Origin of the sequence: Streptococcus sp. C150 (assembly GCF_000187445.1) — a bacterium.
Taxonomy (GTDB): Bacteria; Bacillota; Bacilli; order Lactobacillales; family Streptococcaceae; genus Streptococcus; species Streptococcus raffinosi.
Window position 1 is genome coordinate 1 of the sequence record NZ_GL698452.1, and the last position, 13,509, is coordinate 13,509.

11 protein-coding genes and 7 tRNA genes are annotated in these 13,509 nt (G+C 36.3%); 13 read left to right on the plus strand and 5 right to left on the minus strand.

What is annotated here, in order from left to right:
- The first annotated feature begins 58 nt into the window (after positions 1-58).
- From HMPREF0848_RS09430 to HMPREF0848_RS09460, 7 genes are all read left to right on the plus strand, one after another.
- Positions 59-132: transfer RNA gene (locus tag HMPREF0848_RS09430), tRNA-Met, on the plus strand.
- A gap of 3 nt (positions 133-135) precedes the next feature.
- Positions 136-208: transfer RNA gene (locus HMPREF0848_RS09435), tRNA-Phe, on the plus strand.
- A 13-nt stretch (positions 209-221) separates the two neighbouring features.
- Positions 222-302 (plus strand) — tRNA-Tyr (locus tag HMPREF0848_RS09440).
- Between the two features lie 5 nt (positions 303-307).
- Positions 308-378 (plus strand) — tRNA-Trp (locus tag HMPREF0848_RS09445).
- An 11-nt stretch (positions 379-389) separates the two neighbouring features.
- Positions 390-462: transfer RNA gene (locus HMPREF0848_RS09450), tRNA-His, on the plus strand.
- Between the two features lie 7 nt (positions 463-469).
- A tRNA-Gln gene (locus HMPREF0848_RS09455) sits at positions 470-541 on the plus strand.
- A 9-nt stretch (positions 542-550) separates the two neighbouring features.
- Positions 551-634: transfer RNA gene (locus tag HMPREF0848_RS09460), tRNA-Leu, on the plus strand.
- Between the two features lie 73 nt (positions 635-707).
- Here the strand turns inward: HMPREF0848_RS09460 and HMPREF0848_RS09465 are convergent.
- From HMPREF0848_RS09465 to HMPREF0848_RS09485, 5 genes are read right to left on the minus strand one after another with little or no spacing between them, the layout of a single operon-like run.
- The gene (locus HMPREF0848_RS09465) at positions 708-1,841 is read right to left on the minus strand and encodes a tyrosine-type recombinase/integrase (protein WP_004182166.1); all 1,134 of its coding nucleotides are present in this window, start codon (positions 1,839-1,841) and stop codon (positions 708-710) included.
- 3 nt (positions 1,842-1,844) lie between these two features.
- Complete coding sequence (locus tag HMPREF0848_RS09470) at positions 1,845-2,039, minus strand: DUF3173 domain-containing protein (protein ID WP_000598356.1); 195 nt, start codon at positions 2,037-2,039, stop codon at positions 1,845-1,847.
- A gap of 59 nt (positions 2,040-2,098) precedes the next feature.
- On the minus strand, positions 2,099-2,485 hold the full coding sequence (locus tag HMPREF0848_RS09475) for a hypothetical protein (protein WP_001096844.1): 387 nt from the start codon (positions 2,483-2,485) through the stop codon (positions 2,099-2,101).
- 2 nt (positions 2,486-2,487) lie between these two features.
- Complete coding sequence (locus HMPREF0848_RS09480) at positions 2,488-3,684, minus strand: replication initiation factor domain-containing protein (protein ID WP_004182182.1); 1,197 nt, start codon at positions 3,682-3,684, stop codon at positions 2,488-2,490.
- Between the two features lie 40 nt (positions 3,685-3,724).
- Entirely contained in the window at positions 3,725-4,198 is a 474-nt protein-coding gene (locus tag HMPREF0848_RS09485; protein WP_008536210.1) for a hypothetical protein, read from the minus strand.
- 320 nt (positions 4,199-4,518) lie between these two features.
- On the opposite strand from HMPREF0848_RS09485, the gene HMPREF0848_RS09490 reads away from it, so the two are divergent.
- The 6 genes from HMPREF0848_RS09490 to HMPREF0848_RS09515 all read left to right on the plus strand — a co-directional run bounded on the left by HMPREF0848_RS09490 (position 4,519) and on the right by HMPREF0848_RS09515 (position 13,490).
- Entirely contained in the window at positions 4,519-4,971 is a 453-nt protein-coding gene (locus HMPREF0848_RS09490) for a helix-turn-helix domain-containing protein (RefSeq protein ID WP_004182172.1), read from the plus strand.
- A gap of 148 nt (positions 4,972-5,119) precedes the next feature.
- Positions 5,120-5,776 (plus strand): hypothetical protein, encoded by a 657-nt coding sequence (locus HMPREF0848_RS09495; protein ID WP_008536212.1) that lies wholly within the window; start codon positions 5,120-5,122, stop codon positions 5,774-5,776.
- Between the two features lie 79 nt (positions 5,777-5,855).
- Positions 5,856-6,512, plus strand: coding sequence for a hypothetical protein (locus HMPREF0848_RS09500; protein WP_008536214.1), 657 nt, complete (start codon positions 5,856-5,858; stop codon positions 6,510-6,512).
- Positions 6,509-7,321 carry a hypothetical protein gene (locus HMPREF0848_RS09505; protein ID WP_004182153.1) on the plus strand — a complete coding sequence of 271 codons (813 nt, stop codon included), beginning with the start codon at positions 6,509-6,511 and terminating at the stop codon, positions 7,319-7,321. The genes HMPREF0848_RS09500 and HMPREF0848_RS09505 overlap by 4 nt, the downstream gene beginning before the upstream one ends.
- 364 nt (positions 7,322-7,685) lie before the next feature.
- Positions 7,686-12,080 carry a PolC-type DNA polymerase III gene (locus HMPREF0848_RS09510; RefSeq protein WP_008536216.1) on the plus strand — a complete coding sequence of 1,465 codons (4,395 nt, stop codon included), beginning with the start codon at positions 7,686-7,688 and terminating at the stop codon, positions 12,078-12,080.
- 168 nt (positions 12,081-12,248) lie between these two features.
- Complete coding sequence (locus tag HMPREF0848_RS09515) at positions 12,249-13,490, plus strand: aminopeptidase (protein WP_008536218.1); 1,242 nt, start codon at positions 12,249-12,251, stop codon at positions 13,488-13,490.
- Positions 13,491-13,509: the final 19 nt, after the last annotated feature.

Sequence of the window (13,509 nt, forward strand, 5' to 3'; positions counted from 1 at the left end):
ACCGTCAGGCGTGTAAAAGCGTGCGTGGGTTCGAATCCCACATCCTCCTTAATTTTATCGCGGGATGGAGCAGCTAGGTAGCTCGTCGGGCTCATAACCCGAAGGTCGTAGGTTCAAATCCTGCTCCCGCAATTTGGCTCGGTAGCTCAGTTGGTAGAGCAATGGATTGAAGCTCCATGTGTCGGCGGTTCGATTCCGTCTCGCGCCATTTATTTATATTTGGAAGGGTAGCGAAGAGGCTAAACGCGGCGGACTGTAAATCCGCTCCTTCGGGTTCGGGGGTTCGAATCCCTCCCCTTCCATAGTAACGGGCATAGTTTAAAGGTAGAACTAAGGTCTCCAAAACCTTCAGTGTGGGTTCAATTCCTACTGCCCGTGTTAATATAATGGCGAATGTGGTGAAGTGGTTAACACATCAGATTGTGGCTCTGACATTCGGGGGTTCGATTCCCCTCATTCGCCTATATTTTGGGGTATAGCCAAGCGGTAAGGCAAGGGACTTTGACTCCCTCATGCGTTGGTTCGAATCCAGCTACCCCAGTTATACTTTGCCGGCGTGGCGGAATTGGCAGACGCGCTGGACTCAAAATCCAGTGTCCGCAAGGACGTGCCGGTTCGACCCCGGCCGCCGGTATAGTAAAAAAGACAAGGTTTTCGGACCTTGTCTTTTTTTCTCTGTTTTTGTTGAGTTACCAATTTTTTCCATTTTAAAATAAATCATCAAGTTTATTAGCCAATGTTTTCTGTTTGCTAGGGTACAAATGAGAATAAGTATCAATTGTTGTTGTAATAGATGCGTGTCCTAATCTTTCTTTGACAACAAGATAATCTTCTCCTTGATTTATAAGTAATGATGCATGAGAGTGTCTTAAATCATGAATTCTTATTTTCTTTAAATCTTTATCCCTTTCTAGTATTTGCTTAAACTTCTTATCAATCATATTTTTTGTAATTGATATTGGTGTACTCTGTATTATTTGAAGTTCTTCAGTATTTTTCGTAAATTCCTCAAGTTTTTCTTTTTGTTTTACTTTCCAATCTATTAGCATTTCTGCTAATTTCTGATTTATTGTTATATTTCTAGTTCCTGATCGTGTTTTTGTTGTATTAATGTAGCTTGTATTATTAACAAAGTATACCGTTTTGGTAACGTAAATCGTATTTGTTAAAAGATTTATATCATTCCAGTTCAATGCGAGGATTTCTCCCATTCTCATTCCAGTAAAGAAAGCAATTACGAAAAACAGGTCATAACTTATTTCATCATCTCGAATAAGTCCTCTAAATCTCGTGAATTCTTCTATACTCCAAAATTTAATATCAGGCTTCCTAATTGGTAATTTTCTCAGATTCTTAACTGGATTTTTATCAATGAGTGATTTTCTTATACCAGTATCAAAAATTTTTTTAAGTAGAATCAGAACCTTATTAATTGTATTATAGCTTAAAACTTCATTTTCATTTTGTTTTTTAGGTTTTGTTTTTAGGTATTCACGAAATTCGAATATATGGTCATACGTTAATTTATTTAAATTTGTATTTTTAAAATATGGCTTAATATGACGCTCATAATTATTTCTTTGTGTACTTGTGTAGCTTACTTTTCTGCCATTTTTCAAATCATCTTCTTCAAGTAAGTCGAATAACATATCCGTTGTTACTACAAAGTCAAATTGTTTTTCTTTTAATTCTACAACTCTAATATGTTGTTCAAGTTCTAGGGCTTCCTTTTTAGATTTTAATCCTTTACGAATAATACGTATTCTTTTTTGTGTGACTGGGTGGAAACCGTTAGAAACATCAACAGTCCATTTACCACTTTTAGTTTTACGAATAGTCATTCATTATGCTTCTTTCTGGAGTTCAATTCCTAGTAGTTCTTCAGCGACACTGGCTGGAATTGTACCAATCCGTTTGTTATCGTAGATATTAAAACCACGATTCACTAATAGTAATTTGCCAGTATGGATAATCTTTCTTGCAGTTCCTGGAGCAAATCCAAGTTCGATAAGGTCATCTTTTGTTACAGTTTTAATCATGTGCTCTCCTTTTCTAATTAGATTAAGTACGGGGAGGATTAACTCCCCTTGTCTTATACTTATTTTTGTTTTACATCTACTAAATGGATAGCATCCGCCTTGTAATACATCGTTGAACTAATCATAGTAGCTTGTAAATTGTCAAATGTAACTGGTACTTGATCCATTGCTTGGATATAGTCATTATCGACTAAAGCTTCTGGATTGTCTACTGAGACTTGGGTTGATTTCTTTTTGAATTGTCCATCCTTGATCGTTACATTGTATTTCCAACCAATGATTTTATCGGTATTAAAACGTCTTTCGCTACCATCTCGGTTTTTGATAATTTCTCCGTTTGCATCTGCTCGGACTTCCGTTTCAAATTTTGGAATGACTTCATCCAATTCAAATTTTGTTCCAATGTTATTGAAATTCCAGTCATTTTGTGAGAGCATTTTTGCCATATTTAATTTCTCCTTTTGATATTTTCTTTGATTGTAGGGATTAAATCTTCTCTTTTAAAGAGAATTGCCCTTTCTATTAATCCACTTGCTAAATCTGGTGGATATTCCATATTGTTGAGTGCGAGATAGTTAGATTTCTCATACTCATGCAGTAAGTTATTGTCGTATAGAAATTTATACGCTTTTAGAATAGCTCCAGAACCTTTATAGGTAAACCATTCTAATTTTTGTTCTAGTTCTGTCTTTGGTTTTGAAATAATGATAGAGACAGGTTTTGAGTGACCTAAAAACTTTTCCCAAGATCTCAAAGGTTTTGAGAAGTGACTATCACTATAGAACCTCACTTTTTCTTTGAGGTATCCCTTGGTAAAGTTAAGAAGATCTATTTCTGAATGCAACCATTCTTGAATGAAGTAGTGAGCTTTTGCTTTCCTAAGTTCTAACTCAGTTCTTATCCAATTTTCTATATACCGCTTGCTGATCCCGAGCTTTTCAGCTTGTTCTAAGCGCTTATCGTAAATTCTAAGTCTTTCATCATCATTGGGTTTTCTTAAATATAAGGTCTGACCGATCGTTTCATCTCCGTAGGTATTGTAGTAGGTGCTTTTTCCATATAGAAAGCGTTTCTTCTGACAAATCTTTAGAAGTTGATTAGGAGTGAAATAGGGTGTTTCATTAAAATCATCTATTGCAATATCAATTCGTCTTACTGAAAAATGAATGTAATTGTAGTAGAGGTTGTTCAGAAACTGTCTTTCGGAGAGACTATTTGGATCTAATACCATATCTCTATAGAACTCTAGTGCCTGTCCTGACATGACAAGCATGTAGGACGACTCTTTCGATCCATAGTAGATACGGATATTCCCATAATGAAGCTGGCTATCATAGTTATAGTATTTAAGGCTCCCCTTATTCTCAATAAATAGGTCAAAGTCAAGAAATAGGATATCTTCGATTATTTCTTTTGGCGAAAATTCAGTCTTATCAAACTGAATTTGAATCCAGTCAAATACAGAACGTAAATGCTCATTTTTTGCCATAGATTTTGATTCAACTTTTTGCCTAATTTTGCCACCCTTAAAATCTCCAAAACCCTTGGTAATACTGAATTTTTTCGATGGTACACCTAACTTGCAGAGGGTGGTGTTACTACACACCCTATCGGTCAAAAATGGTCCGTCCGCATCTACGCTCATTTTCGACTTTCTGCCTCCTGGCTCAGCCGAAAACTCGCTATTAGCCGAACCTATTTTTTGACCTCTTGTTAACAAACCCTAGTAAGCCGGTTTGCATCGACTCTTCAATATCTTGGATTCTCTTTTTTAGGTTGGTATTCTCAATTTGTATCAGTCGTATTTCTCGCTTAAATTCCTGTTTTAAGGCGCTCAGTTCATCGTAGAGCTCATCTATTACTTGGTTTAGGGATTCTTGCTCATTGTCTGGTAGACTCCCAAATACGGCTTGTATAGCCTTTTTGAGACCTATTTCAAGTTTTAGGTTAGCTAACTTTTGAAATTGTCTAAGGTCTTCGTCTGTAAAGTCATAGGCAACTGTATAACTTAATTGATGAGTTCTGGGATTTCTACTGATAGGAACTTTAATTTTCTTAAATTCCTTGCCACTTATCTCTTTAATCAGTTGAATCCAGTTTTTAAGAGTAGAGGTAGAGTTTAGGCCAGAAATTTGATTGACTAACTCTTTATTGGTCATCTTTTTGTGAAACCTCCGAAAATTTCTTGTGCAACTGAAGAGTTTTCTGTGGTATAATTGTTACATAATATGTTTTGATCTTGGAACGAACGGCACATTTGTTTCAAGATTTTTTTATTTTGTCGAATCCTACCTCCTTTATTAAAATTTTTTAAATCGACTACTAGTTACATACGCTTTTACCTCCTTTTATGCTATAATATTCTCAATGGAATATTCAATCTCAAAATAAATATTCCTTATGGAATAATTCTATTTTATACCGTTTAGAATATTTTGTCAAGACAAAATATACAGAATCGAATATTAAAGAGGAAACAATGTTTAATAATAATTCTTTTGGAGATCGTCTTAAGGAACTGAGAAAGAGTAAGAAATTAACTCAGGTACAAGTTTCCGAGATGATCGATGTACAACAAGGTACTTATTCTCGTTGGGAAAATGGAACTTTAGAGCCTAGTTTAGAAGCCGTTGTCAAATTAGCAAAATTATTTGATACCACGACAGATTACTTATTAGGAAAAACCATTTACAGTACTCTAGATGTTGTCCCACATCCAATCACTAGAATTGATTTGAAGAAGCTAAAAGGGTTTAATAAAACTGAACTAGATGATCTGAAATTTGCAATTGTCATGAATGGAATTAAAAACCATTCTACTCTACCTAAGTATTTGGATGAGCTAGTCTCTGAAAACAATTTAGATGAAGAGGAGCAAGAAATATTACAGACTCTCTTTAAAGAGGTTTCTGATTATTTTAATGCAGATTGATGGTTTATAAGATTAAGTCTCAATAGGTAAAGATTAGTATATTTTTGTTGAATGATTTTACATTTAGATTTTGTTATTAGTTTACTTTATCTTAAAAAATGTAGATATGAAATTGACAGTGTAGATAATATTAAAGCGAGAGAGTAATATGTTATTTTGGATTTGTTTTATATTAACAATTATATTGGCTAATTATATTGGCAACAATACCCTAAAAAATAAAAAATGGAATTATTGCCTTATCCTTTTTCTAATGGTTGATATTTATTATATAGCACTATACTTGTATGATAATGTTCCGACTTTTATTCAAGGTATCGTTACGTACTTACAAAATATGACTTCAAGTGTGGATGTTGTAGTATTAGTAGCATTAATAACAGGTTCAATTACCCTATTAAATTCATTTTATTCGAGATATTCAGAACAAAGGAATAAAAAAAGGGAATATTTAGCTACTAAAAGAGAGGGACCATACTCCGACTTATTTACAGTGATTCACAAAGTTTCTCTAAGTGGAAAAGGTGATTTTGTATATTCTAATGAAGACATGATTAAGGATATCAATGATTTCAATAGCAAACTATCACTTTGGGGCTCACCCAAGGTAGTTAAAAAGTGGAATGATTTTAGACAAAAGTCTTTAGAAGGTAATAAACAACTAGAACCTAAAGAATTACTGAATGCTGTTGAAGAAGTGATGAATGAGATGAGAAAGGACCTAGGGAGTAAGTCAACTAAGAAAGGTGAATTACTATCAATCTTTATATACGATTCAGAGAATTTATTAGGAAAAAGAAAGTAAAAGATTCTAAAACTTTATTAAATTTAGAGAGAAGGAGATAAAAAGAGTGGACAAACAAACCATTTTTTACTGCTATAGAATGACTCATGATTATGGTATCAATCCTTGTGTTTTTACAGAAAATTATGATACAACTCCCAATCTTCTTACCGAAGGAGGGTGTATGCTTCAGTTAAGAAGGAATATTAAAAAGAACTGGGCGGATAAAATAAACTCTAAGTCGGTAGATGCTTACATAATGGCTGTAGCAGGGCATTCAAATGATGGGAAAAAATGGAGAGATGATCAAGGGATGTTTATCACTCCAAAATATAATCATCTAATTTTTGTTGCTAAAATTAGTGAAATTTTAACAATGAAAGAATATTTACTATCTCCAAAATCTAATAATAGAAGAGATGCTTATACTTATCAATGGCTGATTGAAAAGAATGGATTAAACCAATCAAGTTTTATGAATGAAATAGTGATTCTTGCAGACCGTTTTAATTATTTTGGTAAGTCTCCACTTGAAATTCCTAAAGAAATTTTAGACTTTTTTCCGATGGGAGAACGAGCAAGAATGAATGGGAAACCATTCCCAAGATGGAATGCTAAAAATGGATTTTATAATTCGGAAGAGAGATTTACTGATGTGTTAGAATTAATGGAATTTGCTGAAACTATACTAGGTTCACAAAACAAAGTAATGGATTTGCCCTATCATCCATTCTTTATACGAGGAAAAGAATTGTGAAAATAATTTTATCAAGAAAGGGATTTGATTCATCCAATGGTTCCATCCCGAGTCCTATATTACCTGATGGGACGCTACTTTCATTGCCAATACCTGCCAAGTTTGATAGTATCTCTTTTGACGACTTAAACTATAACGGAGTATTATTTTCAGATATCTTAAGACAACTAAAAGGGAAAGAAGATAAAACAAATCATTATAATTGTCATCTTGATCCAGATATAAGAGAAAATCTTAGGAATACTCCTGTTTCTAACTGGAGAGCAGCATTTGGTCAAATTAAAAGCTCACAGGGATTATTAAGAAATCAAAATGTTTCTATCGGGGATCTTTTTCTATTTTTCGGATGGTTTAGACAAACCGAAGGAGATATTTACAACGGAACATTGCATTTTAAAAAAGATGCCCCGGATCTAAATATCATTTATGGTTATTTGCAAATTGGTAATATGATGAATGATAAAGAATCTCTGCAAAATATGTATCCATTTCATCCTCATTCTTGCGACCATATGAGTAATTTGCAATCAAATATGCTTTATATCCCAAGTGAGAACTTATCATTTTTACCTCAAGAAAAAGGATATGGAACTTTTAATTTTCACGATGACAGAGTATTAACAATGAATGGTAAATCAAGAAGTGTATGGAAAGAGATACCAGCGCTTATGCCTGAAAATATAAATGGGAATCATAAAAATTCTGCTAAAGATTGTGGTTTAAAATATTCTGGTATATGGCAAGAAAAAGTTTTGTTAGAAAATGAATTATCAAATTCTTGGGCTAAAGAGTTATTTTTGTTAAAATAATAAAAAACACTTACCCTAATTAAAGGAGAAAATAAAATGATTACATTAACTGTTAATCGTACAAGTGTCTTGAATACCTCTGGATGAATATAACCTGTTGGGACATATCGTCTATTCTCTGATGATGCTCTTAGAACGATAAGGTATGGAGTGTTACCAAAAAGTTACTAAAATTTGAAAAATGAGTCTATTTTGCAAGATTCAAAAGGCTTAAAACCCTATTAAATCAGGGTTGTAAGATTTAAATAATGGAGTTATGGAACTCAAAATCCAGTGTCCGCAAGGACGTGCCGGTTCGACCCCGGCCGCCGGTATAAGTTACACTCCATGAGGAGTGTTTTTTTGTATATAGGAGTTATTTTTTATGTCTGATAAATTTCAGCTTCTTTTAAAACAAATTCGTTTTCCTAAGGATCATAAAACTTATAATGAAATTAAAGATGGTTCTATTCACTCTGTAAAATTATCAAAATCAAAACGTCGTTGGTTTTTTGTTTTTACTTTTCAAAATGTTTTGTCAAGTGAGGGCTTTAACCTTTTTAATTCGTTACTTCAGTCTACTTTTAATACCCTTGGTGCAGAAGTTTCTTATGAGTTTATTTTGGAGTCATCGTCTTGTGATAATGACTTACTATCTTTCTATTTTTCTTATGCTTTAGAGTCTTTAAAAGTTTCACATTTTTCCCTTTATTCTTTATTCTCCAATCTCAGTGTTGAATTTTTTAATAAAGAAATTCTCGTTAAAGCTCCATCTCATATTTTTAGAGAGAATGTTCAGGATAGATTTATTTTTTTAGTTTCTAATGTTCTTTCAAATGTTGGATTGTCTGATGTTAAAGTTTCCGTTATTGAAGATAAAGATGTATCTTCTTCTTTCGAAACGGCTTATGAAACAAATAAAGTTTCCTTGCAAGAGCAAGCTGAATCTCAAGCCAAACAAGTTCTTCAATCTATTGTTGAAAGTGAACCAGTATCAACTTCTCGACTTGAGCAGAGTCCAAGATATACCGAGAAACAAAGCCAACGTCAGGCAAGCTTTGATAAGGCTGAGATAACCCCGATGATTGATGTTAATTCTGAAGAAAACAGAATTGTCTTTGAGGGATATATCTTTGATGTTGAACAACGTGAAACGAAGACAGGACGTATTATCATTAATTTTAAAGTAACTGATTATACTTCAAGTTTTGCGATGCAACGTTGGGCGAAGGATAGTGAAGAGCTCGCTAAGTTCGATATGATTAAAAAGGGAAACTGGGTAAGGGTTCGAGGACGTATTGAGAATAATCCTTATACACATAGTTTGACGATGAATGTACAAGATATTAAGGAGATTTCTCATACACCTCGTAAGGATTTGATGCCTGAGGGACAAAAGCGTGTTGAATTCCATGCTCATACCAATATGTCAACTATGGATGCGATGCCTACCGTTGAGGAGCTTATTGATACAGCGGCCTCTTGGGGGCATCCAGCAGTTGCTATAACTGACCATGCCAATGTTCAGAGTTTTCCTCATGGTTACCATAGGGCTAAAAAAGCAGGGATTAAAGCTATTTTTGGTCTTGAAGCTAATCTTGTTGAGGATAAGGTTCCTATTGTTTATAATTCTGAGGAATTGGAATTAAAAGAAGCAACATATGTTGTTTTTGACGTTGAAACGACGGGCTTGTCTGCTGTTCATAATGATTTGATTCAGATTGCGGCATCAAAAATGCATAAAGGTAATATTATTGAGCAATTTGATGAATTTATTGATCCAGGTTACCCCTTGTCTGCGTTTACTACTGAATTGACTGGTATTACTGACAATCATGTTAAAGGTGCCAAACCTTTGTTACAAGTATTACAGGAGTTTCAAGTTTTTTGTCAGGGAACGGTGCTAGTAGCCCACAATGCGACCTTTGACGTTGGGTTTATGAATGCCAATTATGAAAGAAATCAATTACCAACAATTTCACAACCGGTTATTGATACTTTGGAATTTGCTAGAAATCTTTATCCTGAGTATAAGCGTCATGGTTTGGGACCTTTAACCAAACGTTTTGGTGTAGCTTTGGATCACCACCATATGGCCAATTATGATGCGGAAGCTACGGGTCGTTTGTTGTTTATTTTCATTAAAGATGTATTTGATAAGCATGGTTTGACTAATCTGGAACAGTTGAACACGGAGTTGGTTTCTGAGGATTCGTATAAAAAGTCTCGTGTCAAACATGCGACGCTCTATGTTCAGAATCAAACTGGTTTGAAGAATATCTTTAAATTGGTCAGCCTATCAAATGTATCATATTTTGAGGGAGTAGCCCGTATTCCTCGTACGGTTTTAGATGAGTATCGTGAAGGAATCATTGTAGGTTCTGCTTGCGCGGACGGTGAGGTTTTTGATACGCTCTTGTCTCATGGTATTGAAAAGGCAGTTGAAGTTGCTAAATATTATGACTTTATTGAAGTTATGCCACCGGCAATTTATGCGCCATTGATTGCAAAGGATTTAATTAAGGATGAGGCAACTGTAGAACAGCTGATTCGGGATTTGATAGAGGTTGCTAATCGTCTTGACAAGCCTGTACTTGCTACCGGAAATGTACATTATATCAATCCTGAGGATGCCATTTATCGTGAAATCATTGTTCGTGCTTTGGGACAAGGAGCCATGATTAATAGGCCGATTGGTAAGGGAGAAAATGCTAAACCGGCTCCTTTACCCGAAGCACATTTTAGAACAACCAACGAGATGCTAGATGACTTTGCCTTTTTGGGGAAAGAGTTGGCCTATGAGGTTGTAGTAACGAATACGCAGGCTATGGCTGACCAAATTGAAGAGGTCGAGGTTGTCAAAAAAGACTTGTACACGCCTTTTATTGATCGTGCGGAGGAGCAAGTTGCTGAGATGACTTATGCTAAAGCATTTGAGCTATACGGTAATCCTCTACCTGATATTATTGACCTACGGATTGAGAAAGAATTGTCTTCAATTCTTGGTAATGGCTTTGCCGTAATCTATCTGGCTTCACAGATGTTGGTTAACCGTTCAAATGAACGTGGTTACTTGGTTGGCTCTCGAGGGTCTGTTGGCTCTAGTTTTGTTGCGACAATGATAGGAATTACTGAGGTAAATCCTATGCCTCCTCATTATTTATGTCCTAAATGTCAACATTCTGAGTTCATCACAGATGGTTCTTATGGTTCTGGTTTTGATTTGCCTGATAAGAAGTGTTCAGAATGTGGATCCGAGTATAAGAAAGATGGTCAAGATATTCCTTTCGAAACCTTCCTAGGTTTTGATGGGGACAAGGTTCCTGATATTGATTTGAACTTCTCAGGAGATGATCAGCCGTCAGCCCACTTAGATGTTCGAGATATTTTTGGTGAGCAATATGCCTTTCGTGCTGGAACAGTAGGTACTGTTGCAGATAGGACGGCTTATGGTTTTGTCAAGGGTTATGAGCGTGATTACAATAAGTTTTACCGTGATGCCGAGGTCGATCGTTTGGCCATGGGAGCTGCTGGGGTTAAGCGAAGTACAGGTCAACACCCAGGTGGTATCGTTGTTATTCCAAATTATATGGATGTCTATGATTTTACCCCCGTCCAATATCCAGCCGATGATGTGACTGCTGCTTGGCAAACGACTCACTTTAACTTCCACGATATTGATGAGAACGTGTTGAAGCTTGATATTCTGGGACATGATGATCCGACGATGATTCGTAAGTTGCAGGATTTATCGGGAATTGATCCCAAAGATATTCGAGCAGATGATCCAGATGTAATGAAGCTTTTTTCAGGTACCGATATTTTAGGTGTAACACCTGAACAGATTGGGACACCAACGGGAATGTTGGGAATCCCTGAGTTTGGGACTAACTTTGTTCGTGGTATGGTCGATGAGACGCATCCGACGACCTTTGCGGAACTCTTACAGTTATCTGGTTTGTCTCATGGTACAGACGTTTGGTTGGGTAATGCACAAGATTTGATCAAGGAAGGTATTGCCACTCTGAAAACCGTTATCGGTTGTCGTGACGATATCATGGTATACCTAATGCATGCGGGATTAGATCCTAAGATGGCCTTCACCATCATGGAACGTGTGCGTAAGGGAATGTGGTTGAAGATTTCTGAAGAAGAGCGTAATGGCTATATTCAAGCCATGCGTGAAAATAATGTTCCAGACTGGTATATTGAATCTTGTGGAAAAATCAAGTACATGTTCCCGAAAGCCCATGCGGCAGCCTACGTTATGATGGCCCTGCGTGTCGCTTATTTCAAAGTACACCATCCTATTTATTACTATTGTGCCTACTTTTCTATCCGTGCCAAAGCTTTTGAACTTAAGACTATGTCGGCAGGGCTTGATGCTGTTAAAGCGAGAATGGAAGATATTAAAGAAAAGCGTCAACGAAATGAAGCGACTAATGTGGAAATTGATTTGTTTACGACTCTTGAAATTGTCAATGAAATGTTAGAACGTGGCTTTACCTTTGGTCAGTTAGATCTTTACAAAAGTCAGGCAACTGAATTTCTGATTGAGGGAGATACCTTGATTCCACCGTTTATTGCACTTGAAGGTTTGGGCGAGAATGTTGCTAAGCAGGTAGTTGCTGCACGTGAGGAAGGAGAATTCCTTTCTAAAACAGAATTGCGTAAACGAGGAGGCCTTTCATCCACTTTGGTTGAAAAGCTAGATGAAATGGGAATCCTAGGCAATATGCCAGAAGATAATCAGTTAAGTCTTTTTGATGATTTCTTTTAGGAGATAAAAGAAGTCGTGCATAAACTTGAGAGAATGGAGTTAGTCTCTGTTCTCTTTTTTATTTTTCTTGCCAACTGTAGTGGGTAAGGCAAGGTTAAAGCTGTGAAGAAACTTTTTTCTTAGTCTTATGGTATACTGTTAGAAAATTATAGTTTCAGGGAGTTGATTATGGTTTTACCACATTTTAAAGAAAATCTTGAAAAATATGCTAAATTATTGGTTGCCAATGGGATTAATGTACAACCTGGTCATACGATGGCCTTGAGTATAGATGTAGAGCAAGCAGAGCTAGCTCATCTTTTAGTTAAAGAGGCCTATGCTCTAGGAGCAGCTGAGGTAATTGTTCAATGGTCGGATGATATCATTAATCGAGAACGATTTTTGCATGCTGGTATGGACCGAATTGAAGAGGTTCCTGCCTATAAAAAAGCTGAGATGGAATATTTGCTGGACAAGAAGGCAAGTCGCTTAGGTGTTCGTTCATCAGATCCAGGGGCCCTTAATGGTGTAGCTCCTGAACGTCTATCTGCTCATGCTAAGGCTACTGGGGTGGCCTTTAAACCTATGCAGGTGGCAACTCAGTCTAATAAAGTTAGTTGGACTGTAGCTGCTGCAGCTGGTAAAGAATGGGCTAAGAAGGTCTTTCCTGATGCTTCGAGTGATGAGGAAGCTGTAGATTTACTTTGGGACCAAATTTTCAAGACCTGTCGTGTTTATGAAGAGAATCCTGTACGTGCCTGGAAGGAACATGCTGATCGTTTGGATGCTAAAGCACGCCTACTCAATGAGGCACAATTCTCAGCCTTGCATTACCAAGCACCTGGAACAGATTTGACTCTAGGATTGCCCAAAAATCACGTTTGGGAATCTGCAAGGGCAATTAATGCACAGGGTGAAGGCTTCCTACCTAATATGCCAACCGAAGAAGTCTTTACGGCACCAGATTTTCGTCGTGCAGATGGCTATGTCTCAAGTACAAAGCCTCTAAGTTACAATGGCAATATTATTGAGGGAATCAAGGTAACCTTCAAAGACGGTGAGATTGTAGACGTTACAGCAGACCAAGGTGATGAAGTGATGAAGAATCTCGTCTTCAACAATAATGGAGCGCGTGCTCTAGGTGAATGTGCCTTGGTACCAGATCCAAGTCCTATTTCACAGTCTGGTATTACCTTCTTTAATACCCTTTTTGATGAAAATGCCTCCAACCATCTAGCTATTGGAGCAGCCTATGCTACCAGTGTTGAGGGAGGAGCAGACATGACAGAAGAGGAGCTTAAGGAAGCTGGTCTTAACCGTTCAGATGTACACGTAGATTTTATGATTGGTTCAAATCAAATGGATATTGATGGTATCCGTCAAGATGGTAGTCGTGTACCAATCTTCCGAAATGGTGATTGGGTAATTTAAGTAAGAAGGAGGAATTCTT

Bases quoted from the DNA above. Each gene is read 5' to 3' on its own strand.
- HMPREF0848_RS09515 (WP_008536218.1), top strand. From the start codon at position 12,249: ATGGTTTTACCACATTTTAAAGAAAATCTTGAAAAATATGCTAAATTA.
- HMPREF0848_RS09465 (WP_004182166.1), bottom strand. From the start codon at position 1,841: ATGACTATTCGTAAAACTAAAAGTGGTAAATGGACTGTTGATGTTTCT.
- HMPREF0848_RS09500 (WP_008536214.1), top strand. From the start codon at position 5,856: ATGACTCATGATTATGGTATCAATCCTTGTGTTTTTACAGAAAATTAT.
- HMPREF0848_RS09490 (WP_004182172.1), top strand. From the start codon at position 4,519: ATGTTTAATAATAATTCTTTTGGAGATCGTCTTAAGGAACTGAGAAAG.
- HMPREF0848_RS09485 (WP_008536210.1), bottom strand. From the start codon at position 4,198: ATGACCAATAAAGAGTTAGTCAATCAAATTTCTGGCCTAAACTCTACC.
- HMPREF0848_RS09495 (WP_008536212.1), top strand. From the start codon at position 5,120: ATGTTATTTTGGATTTGTTTTATATTAACAATTATATTGGCTAATTAT.
- HMPREF0848_RS09475 (WP_001096844.1), bottom strand. From the start codon at position 2,485: ATGGCAAAAATGCTCTCACAAAATGACTGGAATTTCAATAACATTGGA.
- HMPREF0848_RS09480 (WP_004182182.1), bottom strand. From the start codon at position 3,684: ATGAGCGTAGATGCGGACGGACCATTTTTGACCGATAGGGTGTGTAGT.
- HMPREF0848_RS09470 (WP_000598356.1), bottom strand. From the start codon at position 2,039: ATGATTAAAACTGTAACAAAAGATGACCTTATCGAACTTGGATTTGCT.
- HMPREF0848_RS09510 (WP_008536216.1), top strand. From the start codon at position 7,686: ATGTCTGATAAATTTCAGCTTCTTTTAAAACAAATTCGTTTTCCTAAG.